Source organism: Polaromonas sp. C04, from assembly GCF_002002705.1.
GTDB lineage: Bacteria > Pseudomonadota > Gammaproteobacteria > Burkholderiales > Burkholderiaceae_C > Rhodoferax_A.
The window spans coordinates 224729-244627 of sequence record NZ_MUNS01000028.1 but is presented as its reverse complement, the minus strand read 5'-3'; the positions used below and the strand labels follow the sequence as shown (position 1 = coordinate 244627).

Sequence of the window (19899 nt, the reverse complement as noted above, 5' to 3'; positions counted from 1 at the left end):
GGCCGCCAGCACGGTGGCAATGGCCGCCGTCAGCGTGGTCTTGCCGTGGTCCACGTGTCCAATGGTGCCCACGTTCACGTGCGGCTTGGTGCGTGCATATTTCTCTTTTGCCATTTTCAATTCTCCAGATGGGCTGCAAAAAGCCAATTTCCCAACAACTCAAAACACCGGGCGGCGAGCCTTCGCGCACCCAACAACTGGTGCCCATTCCGGGAATCGGACCCGGGACCTCTCCCTTACCAAGGGAGTGCTCTGCCACTGAGCCAAATGGGCTTCTTTATCACCTTCAACGACCTCGAATCGACCCTGGAGCGGGAGACGGGAATCGAACCCGCGTCATCAGCTTGGAAGGCTGGGGTTCTACCATTGAACTACTCCCGCATCGGAGTCACCCAACAACATCCAATACGCCCTGCAAAATCAATTCATCGCTGGTGGAGAGGGCTGGATTCGAACCAGCGTACTCGTAAGAGGGCAGATTTACAGTCTGCTGCCATTAACCACTCGGCCACCTCTCCTTTGGCGAACCTCAGATTATGCCACGAAAATCCGGACCGGAACAACGCGCCCTCACCATGCGCCTGCACGGCCTACCACGCCACCGGCGGGCGGCCCAGGCGCTGCAGGAAGGCATTCGCGAGCCCGAAATGACCACACCCGATGAAGGGATGTGGTGGCCGCAATGCGGCCAGGGGTGACGGGTGGTTGGCGCTCAGCACCAGATGGCGCGCACCAGCGCCCGTCAGCGCATCGCCATCCGTCACCAGCGCCTGCTTGGCCTGCGCGTGCGCGCCCCACAGCAGGAACACGACCGGGTCTGTCTTTTGTGCCACGGTCTTGATAATTTCGTCAGTGAGCACTTCCCAACCCTGTTTGGCGTGGCTGGCCGGCTGGCCGTCTTCCACGCTCAAACTGGTGTTGAGCAGCAGCACGCCCTGCTCGGCCCAGTGCACCAGGGAACCATTGGACGGTAGCGGCAGGCCCAAATCGCGCTGGCGCTCCTTGAAAATATTACGCAGCGACGGCGGCAGCTTGACGCCGGGCGCGACCGAAAACGCCAGCCCCTCTGCCTGCCCCGGCCCGTGGTACGGGTCCTGGCCGAGAATCACGACGCGCACGCCGGCCAGCGGCGTGAGCGCCAGCGCGCGAAACGGCTGCGGCGGGTAGATGACGGCGCCGGCGGCCAGCCGGCTCTGCATGAAGGCACCGAGTTGCCGGCCCGCCGCGCTGGCCAGAAAGCGCTCGATCACGGGCTGCCAGCCCGCGCCCACCGGCCATTGCTCGGGCGCCCAGTCCGGCAACTGGGTGGGCGCCCGCTCGTGCAACGAGCCGGGCGCGGCAGCGGCCGGCGCTTGCTCGGTCGGCATTTCAAACGCCAAATCGGCCTGTTGCCCTTGTCGCATCTGCACAGTTAGCTATCAAAACGATAGTTCTGGTTGCCGCTCAGGCCCCGAACAGCTGCGCCAGCGCCTCGCCGGGCTCCGCGGCGCGCATGAACGCCTCGCCGACCAGGAAGGCGTGCACGCCGGCGGCGCGCATCTTCTGCACGTCGGCCTTCGTCAAAATCCCGCTCTCGGTCACCAGCAGGCGCTCGGGCGGCACCTCGGCGCGCAGCGCCAGCGTGGTGTCCAGCGTCACCTCGAAGCTGCGCAGGTTGCGGTTGTTGATGCCGATCAGCGGGGTCTTGAGCTTGAGGGCGCGCGCCAGCTCGGCCGCGTCGTGCACCTCGACCAGCACCGCCATGTCGAGCGAACGCGCGATCGCCTCGAACTCGGCCAGCTGCGCGTCGCTTAGCACCGCAGCGATCAGCAGGATGGCGTCCGCGCCGATCGCGCGCGACTCATAGATCTGGTACGCGTCGACCATGAAGTCCTTGCGCAGCACCGGCAACTGGCACGAGGCGCGCGCCTGCTTCAGGACGTCCACGCTGCCCTGAAAGAACTGCCGGTCGGTCAGCACCGACAGGCAGGCGGCGCCGAATTCCGCATAGCTCTGTGCGATGTCGGCCGGGATGAAGTCTTCGCGCAGCACGCCCTTGGACGGGCTGGCCTTCTTCACTTCGGCGATCACGGCAGCCTGGCCCGCGGCAATCTTGGCGCGCAGGGCGCCGACGAAATCGCGCGTCAGGACCCGCGATTCGGCGTCCAGGCGCATGGCCGCCAGCGGCATGCGTTTGAGGGCGGCGGCGACTTCTTCGCGTTTGACCGCGACGATCTGGTTCAGGATGTCGGACATGGCGTGTTCAGCTTGTGAATGATTTGGAAACCGCTATCAACTTTTGCAGCGTGGCCATCGCCGCGCCCGATTCAATCGCATTGCGGGCCTGTTCGACGCCGGCTTTCATCGAGTCCGCCACATTGGCCGCGTACAGCGCCACGCCCGCGTTCAGGATCACGATGTCGCGCGCGGCGCCGTGGTTGTTCTCCAGCACGTTCATGAGCATGGCCCGGGACTGCTCGGGCGCGTCGACCTTGAGCGCGCGGTTGCTGGCCATCGGCAGGTCGAAATCCTCGGGGTGGATCTCGTACTCGGTAATCTCGCCGTTCTTGAGTTCACCGACCAGCGTGCCCGCGCCCAGCGAGACCTCGTCCATGCCGTCCTTGCCGTACACCACCAGCGCGTGCTCGGCGCCCAGGCGCTGCAGCGCGCGCACCTGGATACCGACCAGATCCGGGTGGAACACACCCATCAGGATGTTCGGCGCGCCGGCCGGATTCGTCAGCGGCCCGAGGATGTTGAAGATGGTGCGCACGCCCAGCTCCTTGCGCACCGGTGCCACGTTCTTCATGGCCGGGTGGTGGTTCGGCGCAAACATGAAGCCGACGCCGACCTGCGCGATGCACTGGGCGATCTGCTCCGGGGTCAGGTTGATGTTCAGGCCCAGGCTGTCCAGCACGTCGGCGCTGCCGCTCTTGCTGCTGACGCTGCGCCCGCCGTGCTTGCTGACCTTGGCGCCGGCCGCGGCCGCGACAAACATCGAGCAGGTCGAGATGTTGAAGGTGTGCGAGCCGTCGCCGCCGGTGCCCACGATGTCCACCAGGTGCGCCCGGTCGGCCACGTGGACCTTGGTGGAAAACTCGCGCATGACCTGCGCGGCGGCAGTGATCTCGCCGATGGTTTCCTTCTTCACGCGCAGCCCGGTGATCAGCGCCGCCATCATCACGGGCGACATCTCGCCGCTCATGATGAGCCGCATGATGTGCAGCATCTCGTCGTGGAAGATTTCTCGGTGCTCGATGGTGCGCTGCAGCGCCTCCTGCGGGGTGATTTTGCTGGTCTGGGTCATAGCAGGTGCTCCTCGTTGTGCGTGATCGGTGAAATGGTTTTAGTGAGATGGATTGTCCGACAAGGCCAGCCGCAGGCCGAAGCCGATGAACATCACGCCGGCCGCGCGCTGCAGCCAGTGCATGCCGCGCTGCACCGCGGCCACGCGCCGTGCCAGCCAGGCGGCGCACAGGGCCCAGCCGATGTTCACCCACATCCCGTTGAAGTTGAACAGCAGTCCCAGCAGCACAAAGGCCTGCGCCTTGTGCGGCGCGCCCGGCGCGATGAACTGCGGCAAAAAAGCCAGGAAAAACAGCGCCACCTTGGGATTGAGCGCATTCGTCCAGAACCCCTGCACAAACACGGATTTCAAGGGTTTTATGCCTGTGGCCCTTGCCGGGTCTTCGCTGTCAGCTATCAAATCAGGAGTTTCATGCCCCGGCTCCGCGCCTCGCCTGGACAGCAGCAGGGCGCCTCCGACGTACAGCAGGTAGGCAGCTCCCAGCCATTTGAGTACGGTGAACGCGGTGCTGGAGGCCGCCACCAGCGCGCTCAGCCCGATGGCGGCCGCCGCGATGTGCACGAAGCAGCCGGCCGTGATGCCCAGCGCCGCGACCACGCCGGCACGCCGGCCGCGGCGCAGCCCGTTGGCCACGACGTAGAGCACGTCCGGCCCCGGCGTCAGGTTCAGCAGCAGGCCGGCGATGATGAAAAGGCCGAGGTGGTCAACGCCTGTCATGCGGATCGCACCTCAGGCCTCAAAGAACTGGCGGATGGCGGCAGCCGCGCGATCCACCCCGGCCGCGTCCACATCCAGGTGCGTGACGAAGCGCAGGCGGTACAGGCCGACCGCGAGAATCCCGCTGGCCGCCAGGTGCGCCAGCAGCGCGGCCGAGCGCTCGCGCGCGGCGCCGACCAGGTCCACGAACACCATATTGGTCTGCGGCGGCTCCACCTGCAGGCCGGGAATGCCCGCCAGCGCCGCGGCCAGCCGGCGCGCCAGCGCGTGGTCCTGCGCGAGGCGCTCGATGTGGTGGTCCAGCGCGTGCAGCGCACCCGCCGCCAGCAGCCCGGCCTGGCGCATGCCGCCGCCCGCCATCTTGCGGATGCGGTGCGCGCGCGCCAGAAACTCGCGCGAGCCGCACAGGGCGGAACCGACCGGCGCGCCCAAGCCCTTGCTGAAACAGACCGAGACGCTGTCGAAGCACTGGGCGATGCGCCGCGCCTCGCTCAGGATGTCGACGCGCGTGACGGCCTGGCTCGCACGGTTAGTGCCCCCACGCTCGCCCACTGCGTGTGGCTCGCTGCCCCCCGAGGGGGCTGCCCCACCTTGGGGCGGCCCGGCGGCGGGGCGCGCACCGGCCGCCGTGGTTTGCTGTTGCCGGGCCTGCGCCATGGCCGCGTTGAACAGCCGCGCGCCGTCCAGATGCCGTCCCAGACCACGGCGCGCCGCCAGCTCGGTCGCCTGGCGCACATAGTCGAACGGCAGCAGCTTGCCGCCCAGGGTGTTCTCCAGCGCCAGCAGCCGGGTACGCGCAAAGTGCGCGTCGTCAGGCTTGATGGCGGCCTCGATGTCGGAGAGCGCCAGCGTGCCGTCCGGCTGGTGTTGCAGCGGCTGCGGCTGCACGCTGCCGAACACCGCGGCGCCGCCGCCCTCCCAGCGGTAGCAGTGCGCCATCTGGCCGACGATGTACTCGTCGCCGCGCTGACAGTGCGACAGGATGGCGCACAGGTTGCTCTGGGTGCCGGTGGGCACGAACAGCGCGGCCTCAAAGCCCAGCAGCGAGGCGATCCGGTCCTGCAGCGCGTTCACGCTCGGGTCGTCGCCGAACACGTCGTCGCCCAGCGGGGCGGCCAGCATGGCGGCGCGCATGGCCGCGCTCGGCTGCGTCACGGTGTCGCTGCGCAGGTCCACCACCGGCAATTCAGGATCAAGCGTCATATTGGCCTCCAGCCCTTATGGGCTCTTCGCAGTCAGCTACCATTTTGATAGTTAACGAGATCACACCCGCGGCGCCAGAAAGTTCTTCAGCAGCGCGTGGCCATGCTCGGTCAGGATGCTCTCGGGGTGGAACTGCACACCCTCGATGTCCAGCGTGACGTGCTTCACACCCATGATCTCGCCATCGTCGGTCCAGGCCGTGATTCTGAGGCAGTCGGGGCAGCTCGCGCGCTCGATGGACAGCGAGTGGTAGCGGTTCACGGTGAACTGCGCGGGCAGGCCCGCGAACACGCCCTCCTGCGTGGTCGTGATCACGCTGGTCTTGCCGTGCATCAGCTGCTGCGCGCGCACGACCTGGCCGCCGAAGGCGGCGCCAATGCTCTGGTGCCCCAGGCACACGCCCAGGATCGGCAGCTTGCCGGCAAAGTGCCGGATCGCCGCGACCGAAATGCCGGCTTCCGCCGGCGTGCAAGGGCCGGGCGAGAGCACGAGGCGATCGAGCTGGCCGGCCTGCAGGCGCGCATCGATCTCGTCCAGCGTGATCTCGTCATTGCGCAGCACCTCGACCTCGGCCCCCAGCTCGCCCAGGTACTGCACGATGTTGTAGGTGAACGAATCGTAGTTGTCGATCATCAAGAGTTTCATGGCTTACTCCAGTCCTTCCTCGACCAGCTCGCTGGCGCGCAGCAGGGCGCGCGCCTTGGCTTCGGTCTCCCGCCATTCGAGCTCGGGCACCGAATCGGCCACCACACCGGCGGCCGCCTGCACGTACAGCGTCTGGTCCTTGATGATGCCGGTGCGGATCGCGATCGCCACGTCCATGTCACCGGCGTAGCTCAGATACCCGCAGGCGCCGCCGTACAGGCCGCGCTTGGTCGGCTCGAGCTGGTCGATCAGCTCCATCGCGTGCACCTTGGGCGCGCCGGTCAGGGTGCCGGCCGGGAACGTCGCCTTGAGCACGTCGATGGCGGTCATGCCCTCATGAAGGATGCCTTCGACATTGCTCACGATGTGCATCACGTGGCTGTAGCGCTCGACCGCGAAGGCTTCGGTGACCTTGACCGTTCCCGTCTTGGCGATGCGGCCGATGTCGTTGCGCGCCAGGTCGATCAGCATCACGTGCTCGGCGCGCTCCTTCGGGTCGTTGATGAGTTCCGTCTCGGCCGCCTTGTCCTTCTCCGGCGTGGCGCCCCGCGCTCGCGTGCCGGCCAGCGGGCGGATGGTGATTTTTTGCTCGCATTCGGCCCCCACGCTTGCCACTTCGTGTGCTGCGCTGCCCCCCGCGGGGGCGCTCGCGCCTTGGGACGGCCCGGCGCCGCTCGGCACCTGTTCCTGGCGCACCAGGATTTCGGGCGAGGCGCCCACCACGTGGAAATCCCCGAAGTGGTAGTAGTACATGTAGGGGCTGGGATTGAGCGAGCGCAGCGCGCGGTACAGCGACAGCGGCGACTCGGTGTAGCGCTTCTTGATGCGCTGGCCGACCTGCACCTGCATGAAGTCGCCGGCCTCGATCAGCCTTTTGGCGCGCTCCACCGCGGCGATGTAATCGGCCTTGGCAAAGTCGCGCTCGACCGGGTAGCCCTGCGTCGGCTTGACCACCGGGGCGCTCACCGAGTACTTGAGCTGGTCCTTCAGTTCGCGCAGGCGCTTCTTGGCGTTCGCGAAGGCCTCCGGCGCGGCCGGATCGGCATACACGATCAGGTACAGCTTGCCGGACAGGTTGTCGATCACGGCCAGCTCCTCGCACTGCAGCAGCAGGATGTCGGGGCAGCCGAGCGTGTCGGGCGGGCAGCTTTTTTCGAGCTTTTTCTCGATGTAGCGCACCGTGTCGTAGCCGAAATAGCCCGCGAGGCCGCCGCAAAAGCGCGGCAGTCCCGGGCGCAGCGCGACCTTGAAGCGTTTTTGGTAGGCGGCGATGAAGTCGAGCGGATTGGCACGGGATGTCTCCACCACCACCCCGTCGCGCACCACTTCGGTGGTGGCGTCAAGCCCGAAGCCACTGGCGCGCAACAGCGTGCGCGCCGGCAGGCCGATGAAGCTGTAGCGGCCGAAGCGCTCGCCGCCGACCACGGATTCCAGCAGGAAACTGTATTTGCCGCCGCCTTTGGAAAAGGCCAGTTTCAGGTACAGCGACAGCGGCGTTTCCAGGTCGGCAAACGCCTCCACCATCAGTGGAATGCGGTTGTAGCCTTGGCTGGCCAGACTTTTGAATTCAAGTTCGGTAATCACGATAAAGAGCCTCCTGCAGCCCGGCCCCGCAGGGCGGGGCATTCATTCAAAACCAATGCCTCTGGTGGAGGCGCATGGGCGCGGCGCTGCTGAGAGCTGGGGCCGCGCCGGTCAGGGTCGCACGAACGTTGGCTTGCGCCAAAGCCAGGCTCCCCGGCCTTGCAGACCCGGGCGGCAACCTGTGGGGGCGGTGCGCTGAATGAACATCGTGGCTGCAGTGTAGCAAACTCGCCCCGCCGCGCCAGCGCGCCCGGGTAAACACGCGATTGACAGGCGCCGGGGCCGCTGATTGAATTTCGGGGAACTCCGTGTGCCCACCTATCCATCGCCCGTCCGCCATCCCATTTTTCAAATCCACATGAAAACTCCTCCCACCTGGCTGGCCGGCATGGCCCTGTGTCTTGCATACATCACGTCCAGCGCCGCGCCGGTGGAGCTGGCCGGTGTCAAGCTGGAAGACAGTGCGAGCGTGCATGGCAGCAAACTGGAGCTGAACGGCGCCGGCATCCGCTACAAGGCTGTTTTCAAGGTCTATACGGCGGGCCTGTACCTCGCCAAAAAAGCCGGCACGCCGGAGGAAGTGCTGGCCATGCCGGGCCCGAAGCGCCTGAGCATCACCATGCTGCGCGACATCGACTCCGACGAACTCGGCAAGCTGTTCACGCGCGGCGTACAGGACAACGAGCCCAAGGGCGAAATGTCCAAGCTGATCCCCGGCCTGATCCGCATGAGCCAGGTCTTTTCGGACCAGAAAAAACTGCTGGCCGGCGACAACTTCCTGATCGAATGGGTGCCGGGTACCGGCACCATCCTGACGGTCAAGGGCAAGGTGCAGGGTGAACCCTTCAAGGAGCCCGAGTTCTTCAACGCGCTGATGCGCATCTGGCTCGGCCCCAGCCCCGCCGACTGGAAACTGAAAGAAGCGCTGCTCGGCAAGCCGGCCTGACGGCGAGCTTTCAGGCGCCGACGACGCGCTCCAATTCCGCCAGAGAATCGACAAACCCGTCGGCATCCACGGCGTGCACCGGCTCGTCGTGGTTGTAGCCATAGGTCACCAGCACAACGGGGCAGCCGGCAGCGCGCGCGGCTTGGGCATCGTTGCTCGAATCGCCAATCATCAGCGTGCGCGCCGGCGCGGTACCGAGCGCCTCGCAGGTCTTGCGCAGCGGCAGCGGGTCGGGTTTCTTGCGCTCGAAGGCATCGCCGCCAAACACGTGACCGAAAAAGCCATCCAGCCCCTTGGCCTGCAAGAGCGCACGCGCATGCGCGGTGGGCTTGTTGGTCAGGCAGGCGAGCGGCAGGCCGCGCCGGCGCAGCGCGCGCAGGCCGCCTTCGGCACCGGGGAACACCATGGCGTACTGGCCGTTGATGACCCCGTAGTGCCCTTGGTAGCTGTCCCAGGCGCGCGCCAGCGTTGCTTCTGAATCAATAGCAGCCTGCCCAGAGCTACCAATGGCTAGAACATGATTCAACACACAATGGATGAGATGCTCCGAGCCCTTGCCGACCCAGCGCCCCACCATGGCGCGATCGACGCGTGCCCGCGCCATGCCGGGCGCTGCCAGATCCGTCAGCATCAGGTTCAGGGCGGCCACGAAATCACCGAGCGTGTCGATCAGCGTGCCGTCCAGATCGAGGATGGCGGCGTCAATGTCCATCGTACCGGCCTCTAATGCGCCGCGCGTGCCCAGGCCAGCTCGATGAACACGGCGCACAGCAACGCCATGCCGCGGGCGTCCTCGTGGTCGAAGCGCGCGACGCTCGGGCTGTCCACGTCCCACACGCCGATCAGCGTACCGTCGGGCGCGATCAGCGGCACCACGACCTCGGATTGCGAGGCCGTATCGCAGGCAATGTGGCCAGGAAACTCCCGCACGTCGCGCAGCAGCTGCGTGCTGCGGGTCTGGGCGGCGGTGCCGCACGCGCCATGGCCCAGTGCGATACGGATGCAGGCGGGCTTGCCCTGGAAGGGACCCACCACCAGTTCCTTGCCGTCGTGGAAGTAGAAGCCCGCCCAGTTGAGATCGGGCAGCGAGTGGAACACCAGTGACGAGAAATTGGCGGCGTTGGCGATCAGGTCGTGCTCGTCGGCGAGCAGCGAGCGGGCCTGTACGGCAAGCTCCGCATAGTGCTCCGCCTTGGAAAGTGGCGCAGTCTGGCTGGAAAGCTGGAACATGGAGTTGTCTGATTAAGGGCGCCGGCGGCTTGACGGGAAACGGCGCCTGGGCTTGAGGATTTTGAGTCTAGCATGCGCGAATTGCCTTCCCCGGCAGGCCGGCGCCGGCCTACAATCACCCCCCGGTTGCATCTGATGCCGACCCGTCTGTATTCTTTGATTCGCGGGGAAAACACCATGACCCACGTGCATTTGCTGGATCGACTGATCGGCCCGGTGCCGCCGCCGCTGCGAACCGCCGCCGAGCTGGCAGCGGTCGAGGCGACCCCGTACCTTGATCGCATCCGCCCGCAAAGCACCTACGAGGCCCTGCAGCTCGGCGCGGCGGCCGACCCGGGCGCCGCCGCGATCCAGTTCCTGAAGAAGGCGGACCCCGGCGAGACGCCGCTCACGATCTCGTACGCCCAGTTCATGGCCCGCGTGACGCAGTCGGCCAACCTGTTCGGCGACCTCGGGGTGGGTCCGAATGACGTGGTGAGCTTGCTACTGCCGCTGGTGCCGCAGGCCTTCTTCGCGCTGTTCGGCGCGCAGGCGGCAGGCATCGCGAATCCGGTGAATCCCCTGCTCGCGCGCGAGCAGATCACCGAGATTCTGCGTGCGGCCAACACCAAAGTGCTGGTCGCGCTCGGCCCCCTGCCCGGCTCCGACATCTGGAACAAGGTGCAGCGCATCAAGGACGATCTTCCGAACCTCAAGGCCATCGTGGTGGTGCACGGGGTGCACGGCACCGCCGACGAGGCCAACGTCGTGTACAGCTTCGATGCGCTGATCGACCGATACCCGGCCGACCGCCTGACCAGCGGCCGGCGCATCGCCGCGCACGAGACGGCCGGCTACTTCCACACCGGCGGCACCACCGGCACGCCCAGGCTGGTGCGCCACACGCATGGCAACCAGGTGTACCAGGCCTGGGCCATGGGCCTGATGCTGCCCGTGGGCAGCGGCCAGACCCTGCTGTTCGGGCTGCCGCTGTTCCACGTTGGCGGGGCGCTCACGCAGGGTCTGGCGCCGCTGGCGCTGGGCGGCACGCTGGTGGTCGTGGCGCCGGCGGGCTGGCGCGAGCCAAACGCCATCCGCAATGTCTGGCGGCTGGTGGAACGCTACCGGCCGGCCGTGTTCGGCGGCGTTCCCACGGTACTCGCGGCCGCGCTGGGCGTGCCGGTCGCGGGCGCGGACGTCTCGAGTATCCGCATCGCCTCCGGCGGCGGCTCGGCGATTCCGGTGGCCGTCGGCCGGGCGTACACCGAGCAGTTCCACGTGCCGGTGCTCGAGGTCTACGGCATGACCGAGACTTCCAGCGTGCTCACCATGAGCTATCCCGACCGGCCGGTGCGGCTGGGCTCGGCGGGCCATGCCGTGCCCTACAGCCGCGTGCGCATCGTCAAGCTCGACGCCGAGGGGCGTTACCTCGGCGACTGCGCCGCGAACGAGATCGGCGTGGTCGCGATGGCCGGGCCGGGCGTGTTCTCGGGCTACCTCAGCGAGTCGCACAACCACGGCGCCTTCGTCGAGCCGGGCTGGGTGAATTCGGGCGACCTGGGCCGGCTCGACGACGAGGGCTACCTCTGGCTCACGGGCCGCGCCAAGGATCTGATCATTCGCGGCGGCCACAACATCGACCCGCTGGCCATCGAAGAGGTTTTTTTCCGGCATCCCGCGGTGGCGCTGGCCGCCGTGGTGGGCGAGCCCGATGCCTATGCCGGGGAGTTGCCGGTGGCCTTCGTACAACTCAAGCCGGACGCGAAGATCGACGCGGCGGAACTGCTGGACTACGTGCGCGAGCGCACGCCGGAGCGCGCCGCCGTGCCGGCGCACCTGTATTTCATCGACCCGCTGCCACTCACGGCGGTCGGCAAGGTGTTCAAGCCCGCGCTGCGCTGGGACGCCACCCGGCGCGCGGTGAGCCGGATGCTGGCCGATCTGCAGCCGCCCGGCGGCAGCCTCACGGTCGAGGTCGGCGCCCATGCCGCGCACGGCAGCCTGATCACGGTCGCAATCAAAGGCGTGGCAGAGCCGGCCCGGGCGCTTCTCGCGCAGCAGGTGCACGAGCGGCTGAACCCGCTGGTGATGCGGCACGAGGTGGTCTGAGGGTCGAACTCACCGGCGACCCATGCCTGCGTCGTTGCGGCAAACGCCAGCGCGCTTTACGCCTTCGCGAGCTCCGCGCGCATTGCGGCTATCGTGGCCTGGTAATCCGGCTTGCCGAAGATCGCGCTGCCCGCCACAAAGGTGTCGGCCCCGGCGGCGGCCACACGCGCGATGTTGTCCTCTTTGATGCCGCCATCGACTTCGAGCCGGATGTCGCGGCCCGACGCGTCAATCCGCCGGCGCACCGCTTCGATCTTGCGCAACGCCGAATCGATGAAGCTCTGGCCGCCAAAGCCCGGGTTGACGCTCATGATCAGCACCAGGTCGATGTCGTCGATCATCCAGTCCAGCACGTCCAGGCTGGCGGCCGGGTTGAACACCAGGCCGGCCTTGCAGCCCTTGGCCTTGATGGCCTGCACGCTGCGGTGCACGTGGGGGCCGGCGTCGGCATGAAAGCTGATCTGGTCGGCCCCGGCGTCGGCAAACGAGGCCGCCAGCGCATCGACCGGCTGCACCATCAGGTGCACGTCGATCGGCACCGGCGTGCCGTCGGGCTTTTGGGCATGCGGCCTGAGCGCCTGGCAAATCATCGGCCCGAAGGTCAGATTCGGCACGTAATGGTTGTCCATCACGTCGAAATGAATCCAGTCGGCGCCGGCGGCGATGACGTTCTTCACCTCGTCGCCCAGGCGCGCGAAGTCGGCGGACAAAATGGACGGGGCGATACAGAAATGGCGGGGCGTGGTCTGGCTCATGCCCATATTGTCGCAGTTAGCGAACGCCGCGAAGGGCCGCCCCGAGCAAGTTCAGCCCCCTCGGGGGGCAGCGCCGTACACGCAGTGACAAGCGTGGGGGCCAATGACGCAGTTACCATGGAGCCCATGCCGAAATACCAGATCATTGTGGATGTGCAGCCGCGCTATCTGCCCGAGCAGTCGGAGCCCCTGGATAACGTCTTTGGCTTTGCCTACACCGTCACCATCACCAACGATGGCGAGGTGCCGGCGCAGGTCATCGCGCGCCACTGGTTCATCAGCGACGCCGATGGCCACACCGAGCAGGTCAAGGGACTGGGCGTGGTGGGACATCAGCCGCTGCTCAAGCCGGGCGAGTCGTTCCAGTACACCAGCGGCTGCCGATTGCGCACCGCCAGCGGCACCATGCATGGCAGCTATTTTTGCGTGGCGGAGGACGGCGAACGCTTCGAGGCGCCCATCGCCATGTTCGTGCTCGATGCCGGCAGCGGCGATGGCCCAAGCCGGCGCGTGCTGCACTGACCGCTGCATGCGCGAGCTGCTCGACTGCCTGCCGTCGGCCACGCCCGCGTGCTGGCGCCATGCGCCGCTCAGCTTCTTCATCCCGCTCCGGGACATCGACCCGCCGCAAAGCGCGCAGCTTGACACGATATGATGCTCCGAATCTGCCTCGCGCAACGCGACGCCATCTCGAAGGCCATGCCGGGTCACTTGGGCAAGCAGCCTCTGCAGCTCGACCCGGCTCCCGATCAACCCGCCAAAGGAGCCCCCTCATATGAATGAAATCATGGCCATCTGGGCGCAATGGCTCAAACCCTCGGCCGGCCTGCCCACGGTGCAGTGGTCGATCCTGCTGGCGCTGGCCGCCGCCGCCGGCCACCTGGTGCAACGCTATCTGGGCCTGCCCAAGGTGCTGGGCTACTCGGTGGTGGGCGCGTTTGCCGGCCTGGCCGGCTTCACGGGCGCGGTCTGGCCGCTTGAGGGCATCGGGCTGTTCCTGGTGGAGCTGGGCGTGGCGGTGGTGCTGTTCGAGGCCGGCGGGCGCATTCCGCTGCGCTGGTTCCGCCACAACCCGATGGTGCTGGTGCAGAGCCTGCTCGAATCGTTCGGCACGCTGGCGCTGGTGTTCTGGGTGCTGCGCCTGCTGGACGTGCCGCAGGCCGTGGCCGAGCCGCTAGCGCTGGTGACCATGGCGGCCTCGCCGGCGGTGCTGATGCGGGTGGTGATGGACACCCGCGCGTCCGGCCCCATGACCGAGCGGGCCATGGTGCTGTCCACCCTGAGCACGCTGTATGCGCTGACGCTGGTCAGCGCCCAGGCCGGCCTGATGGACCGGCCGCACATCGGGATGATGGACACGCTGTACCCCATCGCCGTGGTGCTGGGCCTGTCGGTGGTGGTGGGCGGTATTTTGGCGTTGGCGCTGCGCTCGGCCCTGCGCGTGATGAGCCCGAACAGCGAGAACACCTCCATCCTGCTGCTGGCGCTGATTGCCGTTGGCACTGCGCTGGCGGCGCATTTTGGCGGCTCGGCACCGCTGGCGGCGCTGCTGGGCGGCATGCTGCTCAAGCACCTGAACCCGCGCCCGTGGGCCTGGCCGCGCCAGTTGGGGACCGCCTCGTCGCTCCTGACCATGCTGATGTTCGTGCTGGTGTCGGTGGTGGCGGCCCAGGCCGACTGGAACAAATCGGTGGTCACGCTGGTGCTGGCACTGGTGGCGGCGCGCGCGCTGGCCAAGATCCTGGGCGTGGCGTTCGGCAATGCCGGCAGCGGCGCCAGCTGGAAGCAGGCCCTGTGGGTCGGCTGCGCGATGTCGCCGATGTCGTCCATCGCCCTGCTGCTGGTCTCGCAGTTCGTCGCCGCGTCGCCCGCCCAGGGCCCGATGATTGCCGGCATCGCGCTGCCCGCGATCCTGCTGATGGAGATGCTCGGTGCCGTGATTGCCACCATCGCCATTCACCGCGCCGGGGAGAGTTCGAAACCGTGGGCTCCGGTACTGCTGGGCTCCACCCTGGGAGATGGCCATGAGTCTTGAACCGTTTCAGCAGTCGGCGGCGCTGTCGCTCGGCGTCGAGCTGGAGTTGCAGCTGGTCAACACGCACGACTACGACCTGGCGCCCTATGCCGAAGACATGCTGCGCATGATGGCCAAGTACAAGCTGCCGGGCGCCGTGGTGCCCGAGATGACGTCCAGCATGATCGAGGTCTCGACCGGCGTGTGCCGCTCCTCGTCCGAGGTGCTGGGCCAGCTCTCGCAGATCCGCGATGCGCTGGTAAAGTGCGCCGACAAGCTCAACATCGCCGTGGTCGGCGGCGGCACGCACCCGTTCCAGCAATGGCACGAGCGGCGCATCTACGACAAGCCGCGCTTTCGCGAGCTGTCCGACCTGTACGGCTACCTGTCGAAACAGTTCACCATCTTCGGCCAGCACGTGCACGTGGGCTGCCCGGACGCCGACAGCGCCCTGCTGACGCTGCACCGCATGTCGCGCTACATCCCGCACTTCATTGCGCTGTCGGCCTCCAGCCCGTATGTGCAGGGGCAGGACACGGCGTTCGACTCGGCCCGGCTGAACTCGGTGTTTGCGTTTCCGCTGTCCGGGCGGGCGCCGTTTGCGCTGACCTGGGACGAGTTCACCGTGTACTTCGACAAGATGGCGAAGACCGGCGTGGTCAGGAGCATGAAGGACTTCTACTGGGACATCCGGCCCAAGCCCGAGTTCGGCACCATCGAGATCCGCGTGTTCGATACGCCGCTCACGGTGGAGCGCGCCGCCGCACTGTCGGCCTACGTGCAGTCGCTGGCGTCCTGGTTCATGAACGAGCAGCCCTTCATGCCCACGGAGGACGACTACCTGGTCTACACCTACAACCGCTTCCAGGCCTGCCGCTTCGGGCTCGACGCGGTCTACGTGGACCCGGCCACCGGAGAGCACATGGCGCTGCGCGAGCATATTTTGCTGACCATGCACCAGATCAACAAGCACGCCGAAGCGGTCAGCGCCAGCAGCTCGCTCAAGGTGCTGCGCGGCGACATCAACCGCAACCACAACGACGCGCGCTGGCTGCGCGAGCGCCAGGGGCAGGAGCGGCTGCTGGCCGAGGTGATCCGCCAGGCCGCCGGGCGCTTTCGCGGCAGCGCGCCGCAGTTCTGAACATGGGCGAATTCGACCTGATTGCACGCTATTTCACGCGACCCGCACGCAACGCGGCGCTGGGCGTGGGAGACGACTGCGCGCTGTTGCAACCCGGCCCCGGCATGCAACTCGCCATCTCCTGCGACATGCTGGTCGAGGGCCGGCATTTCCTGTCCACGGTGGACCCCGGCAAGCTGGGCCACAAGGCGCTGGCCGTGAACCTGAGCGACCTGGCCGCCTGCGGCGCCAGGCCACTGGCCTTCACGCTGGCGCTGGCACTTGAGCGCGCCGACGACGCCTGGCTGGCGCCGTTCTCACGCGGCCTGCTGGCGCTGGCCGACCTGCATGGCTGCGAGCTGATCGGCGGCGACACCACACGGGGGCCACTCAACATCTGCATCACGGTGTTCGGCGAGGTGCCCCCTGGCCAGGCGCTGCTGCGCTCGGGCGCCCGGGCCGGCGATGACCTGTACGTCAGCGGCACGCTGGGCGATGCACGGCTGGCGCTCGACGTGTTTCGCGGCGCACGCAGCGTGCCGGCTACCGTGTTCGAGCAGGCCCGCGCCCGCATGGAGCAGCCGACGCCGCGCGTGGCGCTCGGCCTGGCGCTGCGCGGCATCGCGCATGCGGCGATCGATGTGAGCGACGGGCTGCTGGGCGACCTGGGCCACATCCTCAGGGCATCGGGCGTGGGCGCAACCATCGACACCTCGATTGCTATTGACTTAATAGCTGCATGCCAAGACTCAGCAAGGGCTAAAGCCCTATTTGATGCGGATACGCAACTCGGCTACGTGCTGGCGGGCGGCGACGACTACGAACTGGTATTTACCGCGCCGGCCTCGAAGCGCGACGCGGTGCACGCGGCGGCAGAGCAGGCGCAAACCCCGGTCACGCGCATCGGGCGCATCGAGGCGCAGTCCGGCCTGCGGCTGGTCGATGGCGAGGGCCGGCCTGTGCCGGTGCAGCACCTGCATTCCTTCGATCACTTCGCCTGATGCCCATGACCGCCGAGCTCCCCAGCCAACCCGTTCGCCCCAGCGCGAAATTCATGTTTGCGCACCCCGCGCACCTCCTGGCCATCGGCTTTGGCTCGGGCCTGAGCCCCATCGCGCCCGGCACGGCCGGCACGCTATGGGCCTGGCTGGCGTATCTGGTGATGACGCTGTGGCTTTCGCCGGCGCAGATCGGGCTGGTCATCGCGCTCTCGCTGCCGCTGGGCTGGTGGGCCTGCAGCATCACGGCGCACCACATGCAGGTGCAGGACCCCGGCAGCATCGTGTGCGACGAGGTGGTGGCGTTCTGGATCGTGCTGTGGCTGGTCATGCCCACGGGCTTCTGGGGCCAGCTGGTGGCGTTCGCGCTGTTCCGCTTCTTCGATGCGGTCAAGCCGGGGCCGGTGGCCTGGGCCGATCGCAGCTTCAAGGGCTGGGGCGCACGTGGCGGCTTCGGCATCATGTTCGACGACCTGGTGGCAGCGTTGTGCGCTCTGCTGCTGATCGCCGCATGGAGGTTCTTTCTATGAACGCCGCAAAGCCCCCCTCCGAGTCGCTATCAAAAACGGAGCTGACTGCGCAGGAACTGTGTGGGCTACTAGCCGATTCACTTCAAAAGAAGCACTGGCTCATGGCCAGTGCCGAGAGCTGTACCGGCGGCCTGATTGCCGGCGCCTGCACCGACCTGGCCGGCTCCAGCAACTGGTTCGAGCGCGGTTTCGTGACCTACTCGAACGAGGCCAAAACCGGGATGCTGGGTGTCCCCGCGGCCTTGATCGCACAGCACGGCGCCGTCAGCGAGCCGGTGGCCCGCGCCATGGCCGAGGGTGCGCTGGCCCATTCGCGCGCGCAAGTATCGGTGGCCGTCACGGGCATTGCCGGGCCGAGCGGCGGCAGCGCGGCCAAGCCGGTGGGCACGGTCTGGTTTGGCTGGTGCGTGCAGGGGCGGGTGACGTTGGAGGTCCGGCGCTTTGACGGCGACCGCGCCGCTGTGCGCGCGGCCGCCGTGCGCCATGCCTTGCAGCGCCTGCTGGCACTGGCGGCCTGAGCCGCACCCCAGCGCCGCTCAGGGCTCCAGGGCAGCCTGGCCTATCTGCTCGATCGCGTCGGCCAGCCAGTCATCGCGCAGCCGGCCCGGCGCGCCGGCTGCAAGCATGCTCACGGCCCAGCCGCCTTGCGCCTGGCGCACCTGCACCGGCTCGCCCCACCACAGCAGCCATGCGAGCCACGCCGCGCCGGCCGCGGTCGGGACCTGCTGGGCCGGTCCGTCCAGCGGCGCGGTCAGCGTCGCGCGATCCGGCACCACGAGGCTCTCGCCCGCGGCCTGCGCTGGCGCCGCCAGGGCAGTGGCCAGAAGGGTGAGTGCCTGCGCAGGGGTTTTGCCGACCCGCGCGCCAAAGTCCAGCTGCCACTGCGCCAGCAACTGCCCGATGGCGATGCCACGCTGCGCCTCCGACTGCATCAGATCGGCATGGTCGATGCGGCGCCAGTCGATGCTGGGTGCCGCGCACCCAACGCGCTGCGCGCTGTCCAGGAACACGGAAAAGCCGGCGGCATAGTCGCCAGGCACAAAACCTGCACACACCAGCGCCAGCTGGGTGATGCGGCTGGCCAGCATCTGCTGCTGCTGCACCAGCATCTTTTCACGCACCAGGCTGTCGCGCTCGTTGCGCAGCTCGGCCAGTTCCAGTGCATTTTTCAGGTCGGCGCGCAGGCTCTCCAGATCCCACGGTTTGGTGATGTAGCGGTAGATTTCGCCGGTATTGATGGCCTCGATGGCCTCGCCCATCTCGGAGTACGCCGTGGTCAGCATGCGCACCACGGTCGGATGATGCTCGCGCGCATAGCTCAGCAGCTCGTTGCCGTGCGCCCCCGGCATGCGCTGGTCCGACACCAGCACGGCGATCTCGGCGCCGCGCGTGCGCAGCATCTCCTTGCCCTCCTCCACCGAGATTGCCGTAAGCACCGGGGCAATGGGGCTGACCAGACGCTCAAAATATTTGAGCGCCATGGCCTCGTCGTCAACGTACAGAATTTTCACAGCGGTCATTTGCAGGCCTTCACCAAAAACACAGATCCCGATCAGGGTTTGAAATACAGGGACACGGTCGCGCCATGGCCCAGTTCGGAGTTCAGCTCGATGGAGCCGCCGAGCGACTGCACCACGCGGCGGCAGAACATCAGCCCCATGCCATTGCCGCCCGACTGCGCGCGCGTGGTCACCGGCTCGCGCGTCAGCTTGGCCAGGATCTCGGGGGCAATGCCGTGGCCGTTGTCGATGAAACGGATCCAGGGCCGGGCGCGGCCCCCGGGCCCGGGCTCGCGCCCCAGCACGATGCGCAGGCGCGGCTCGGGCTGCTCCTGCAGGGCCAGCAGCGCGTTCTTGGTCAGCGTGGACAGCACCAGGTAGAGCAGGTCGCGCTGACCCGGCAGGGCAAAATCGACCGCCACCTCGCAACTGACCCAGCTGCGTTCCTCGCGCTCAAACGGAAATTCCTTGAGCAGCGCCTGCACCAGGTTGCTCGCCGTGACCGGCTGGTCGATCGAGCCCGGGTAGGCATCGCGCGCCGAGCGCACGAACGCCGACACCAGCGACTGGCAATACAGCGCGCTGCGCTGCGCACCGGCCAGCGCGGCCATCACTTCGCCCGGCTGGCGCTCGGAAAAACAGGCCAGGCGGGGGGCCGCCTCCTCCTGCGTTTGCGTTGTGGCCGGGAGCGCCGGCGCGGGCGCCTGGTACCGGTCCGTGATGGCCGACACAAACCCGCGCACCGTGGCCAGCGGCGTGTTCAGCTCATGCGCCAGAAAGCCCAGCGTCTCGCGCATCGCCAGCATGCGGTTTTCCTGCAGCGCCCGCTCCATCGTCTGGGCCCGGAACAGCGTCATCGCCTCACGCAGGATCAGCCGGGTTTGCACCAGATCCAGGGGTTTTTCGAGGATACGGAACACATGGCCCTCGTTGATCGCGGCAATGGCCACGTCCTTTTCGGCATAAGCGGTGGCCAGCAGGCGCACCAGATGCTTGAAGTCGCGCTGCACCGCCAGCAGCAGATCGAGCCCGTTGCGCTGCGGCATGCGGTAGTCGGTGACCAGCAGGGCCACCGAGGGGCCGTGCTCGCGCAGCAGCGCCAGCGCCTCGTCCACGCCCGTGGCCGTCAGGACATTGAACTCGTCGGCAAACGTGCGGGCGAACCACTTGCACGACTGCGGCTCGTCGTCCACAAACAAGATCACGGGCTGACCCGCACGCGCGCCGGCGGCTGCCGGGTCGGACGCATTGGCAGGGGCAGGTGGGGGCGGCATGGTCGGGTCC

General features: G+C 67.4%; 22 protein-coding genes and 3 tRNA genes. 9 read left to right on the top strand and 16 right to left on the bottom strand.

Going from position 1 to position 19899, the window contains the following annotated elements; translation table 11 throughout:
* The 11 genes from B0E49_RS09330 to B0E49_RS09280 form a co-directional block, all read right to left on the bottom strand.
* On the bottom strand, nucleotides 1–114 hold a 114-nt coding region (locus B0E49_RS09330), incomplete at its 3' end, for a GTP-binding protein (protein ID WP_144264383.1).
* A gap of 84 nt (nucleotides 115–198) precedes the next feature.
* Nucleotides 199–273: transfer RNA gene (locus B0E49_RS09325), tRNA-Thr, on the bottom strand.
* A gap of 34 nt (nucleotides 274–307) precedes the next feature.
* Nucleotides 308–381, bottom strand: a tRNA-Gly gene (locus tag B0E49_RS09320).
* Nucleotides 382–432: 51 nt separating this feature from the next.
* Nucleotides 433–518, bottom strand: a tRNA-Tyr gene (locus B0E49_RS09315).
* A 72-nt stretch (nucleotides 519–590) separates the two neighbouring features.
* Nucleotides 591–1367 (bottom strand): uracil-DNA glycosylase, encoded by a 777-nt coding sequence (locus B0E49_RS09310; protein ID WP_077561928.1) that lies wholly within the window; start codon nucleotides 1365–1367, stop codon nucleotides 591–593.
* Between the two features lie 76 nt (nucleotides 1368–1443).
* Complete coding sequence (trpC, locus tag B0E49_RS09305) at nucleotides 1444–2235, bottom strand: indole-3-glycerol phosphate synthase TrpC (RefSeq protein WP_077561912.1); 792 nt, start codon at nucleotides 2233–2235, stop codon at nucleotides 1444–1446.
* A 7-nt stretch (nucleotides 2236–2242) separates the two neighbouring features.
* Nucleotides 2243–3286, bottom strand: coding sequence for an anthranilate phosphoribosyltransferase (gene trpD, locus B0E49_RS09300; RefSeq protein WP_077561911.1), 1044 nt, complete (start codon nucleotides 3284–3286; stop codon nucleotides 2243–2245).
* 39 nt (nucleotides 3287–3325) lie between these two features.
* A complete protein-coding gene (locus B0E49_RS09295) occupies nucleotides 3326–4003 on the bottom strand; it encodes a LysE family translocator (protein ID WP_077561910.1) in 678 nt (225 codons plus the stop codon).
* A 12-nt stretch (nucleotides 4004–4015) separates the two neighbouring features.
* Nucleotides 4016–5206, bottom strand: a complete 1191-nt coding sequence (locus tag B0E49_RS09290) for a GntG family PLP-dependent aldolase (protein WP_077561909.1) — start codon at nucleotides 5204–5206, stop codon at nucleotides 4016–4018.
* A gap of 60 nt (nucleotides 5207–5266) precedes the next feature.
* Nucleotides 5267–5851, bottom strand: coding sequence for an anthranilate synthase component II (locus B0E49_RS09285; RefSeq protein ID WP_077561908.1), 585 nt, complete (start codon nucleotides 5849–5851; stop codon nucleotides 5267–5269).
* A gap of 3 nt (nucleotides 5852–5854) precedes the next feature.
* Nucleotides 5855–7435 carry an anthranilate synthase component I family protein gene (locus B0E49_RS09280; protein WP_077561907.1) on the bottom strand — a complete coding sequence of 527 codons (1581 nt, stop codon included), beginning with the start codon at nucleotides 7433–7435 and terminating at the stop codon, nucleotides 5855–5857.
* 358 nt (nucleotides 7436–7793) lie between these two features.
* Between B0E49_RS09280 and B0E49_RS09275 the strand changes: the two genes are divergently transcribed.
* Complete coding sequence (locus B0E49_RS09275) at nucleotides 7794–8381, top strand: chalcone isomerase family protein (protein WP_077561906.1); 588 nt, start codon at nucleotides 7794–7796, stop codon at nucleotides 8379–8381.
* Between the two features lie 10 nt (nucleotides 8382–8391).
* Here B0E49_RS09275 and gph read toward each other — a convergent pair whose 3' ends face one another.
* Nucleotides 8392–9093 (bottom strand): phosphoglycolate phosphatase, encoded by a 702-nt coding sequence (gph, locus tag B0E49_RS09270; RefSeq protein ID WP_077561905.1) that lies wholly within the window; start codon nucleotides 9091–9093, stop codon nucleotides 8392–8394.
* Between the two features lie 11 nt (nucleotides 9094–9104).
* A complete protein-coding gene (msrC, locus tag B0E49_RS09265; RefSeq protein WP_077561904.1) occupies nucleotides 9105–9611 on the bottom strand; it encodes a free L-methionine (R)-S-oxide reductase MsrC in 507 nt (168 codons plus the stop codon).
* 177 nt (nucleotides 9612–9788) lie between these two features.
* Between msrC and B0E49_RS09260 the strand changes: the two genes are divergently transcribed.
* Nucleotides 9789–11699, top strand: coding sequence for an acyl-CoA synthetase (locus tag B0E49_RS09260; RefSeq protein WP_077561927.1), 1911 nt, complete (start codon nucleotides 9789–9791; stop codon nucleotides 11697–11699).
* Between the two features lie 56 nt (nucleotides 11700–11755).
* Here B0E49_RS09260 and rpe read toward each other — a convergent pair whose 3' ends face one another.
* Nucleotides 11756–12454 (bottom strand): ribulose-phosphate 3-epimerase, encoded by a 699-nt coding sequence (gene rpe / locus B0E49_RS09255; RefSeq protein ID WP_077561926.1) that lies wholly within the window; start codon nucleotides 12452–12454, stop codon nucleotides 11756–11758.
* Nucleotides 12455–12580: 126 nt separating this feature from the next.
* Between rpe and apaG the strand changes: the two genes are divergently transcribed.
* The 7 genes from apaG to B0E49_RS09225 all read left to right on the top strand — a co-directional run bounded on the left by apaG (nucleotide 12581) and on the right by B0E49_RS09225 (nucleotide 17634).
* A complete protein-coding gene (apaG, locus tag B0E49_RS09250; protein ID WP_077561903.1) occupies nucleotides 12581–12976 on the top strand; it encodes a Co2+/Mg2+ efflux facilitator ApaG/CorD in 396 nt (131 codons plus the stop codon).
* A gap of 7 nt (nucleotides 12977–12983) precedes the next feature.
* Entirely contained in the window at nucleotides 12984–13109 is a 126-nt protein-coding gene (locus B0E49_RS20880) for a hypothetical protein (protein ID WP_286137893.1), read from the top strand.
* 120 nt (nucleotides 13110–13229) lie between these two features.
* On the top strand, nucleotides 13230–14489 hold the full coding sequence (locus tag B0E49_RS09245; RefSeq protein ID WP_077561902.1) for a cation:proton antiporter: 1260 nt from the start codon (nucleotides 13230–13232) through the stop codon (nucleotides 14487–14489).
* Nucleotides 14479–15609: a YbdK family carboxylate-amine ligase gene (locus B0E49_RS09240; RefSeq protein ID WP_077561925.1), complete on the top strand. Its 1131-nt coding sequence runs from the start codon at nucleotides 14479–14481 to the stop codon at nucleotides 15607–15609. Before B0E49_RS09245 ends, B0E49_RS09240 begins: the two co-directional genes overlap by 11 nt.
* 2 nt (nucleotides 15610–15611) lie before the next feature.
* Nucleotides 15612–16589, top strand: a complete 978-nt coding sequence (gene thiL, locus B0E49_RS09235; RefSeq protein WP_077561901.1) for a thiamine-phosphate kinase — start codon at nucleotides 15612–15614, stop codon at nucleotides 16587–16589.
* A gap of 5 nt (nucleotides 16590–16594) precedes the next feature.
* A complete protein-coding gene (locus B0E49_RS09230) occupies nucleotides 16595–17116 on the top strand; it encodes a phosphatidylglycerophosphatase A family protein (protein WP_502688700.1) in 522 nt (173 codons plus the stop codon).
* On the top strand, nucleotides 17113–17634 hold the full coding sequence (locus tag B0E49_RS09225) for a CinA family protein (protein ID WP_077561899.1): 522 nt from the start codon (nucleotides 17113–17115) through the stop codon (nucleotides 17632–17634). The genes B0E49_RS09230 and B0E49_RS09225 overlap by 4 nt, the downstream gene beginning before the upstream one ends.
* An 18-nt stretch (nucleotides 17635–17652) precedes the next feature.
* On the opposite strand, the gene B0E49_RS09220 is transcribed toward B0E49_RS09225, so the two are convergent.
* Entirely contained in the window at nucleotides 17653–18636 is a 984-nt protein-coding gene (locus B0E49_RS09220; RefSeq protein ID WP_077561898.1) for a response regulator, read from the bottom strand.
* Between the two features lie 32 nt (nucleotides 18637–18668).
* The gene (locus B0E49_RS09215) at nucleotides 18669–19889 is read right to left on the bottom strand and encodes a hybrid sensor histidine kinase/response regulator (protein WP_077561924.1); all 1221 of its coding nucleotides are present in this window, start codon (nucleotides 19887–19889) and stop codon (nucleotides 18669–18671) included.
* Nucleotides 19890–19899 lie beyond the last annotated feature (10 nt).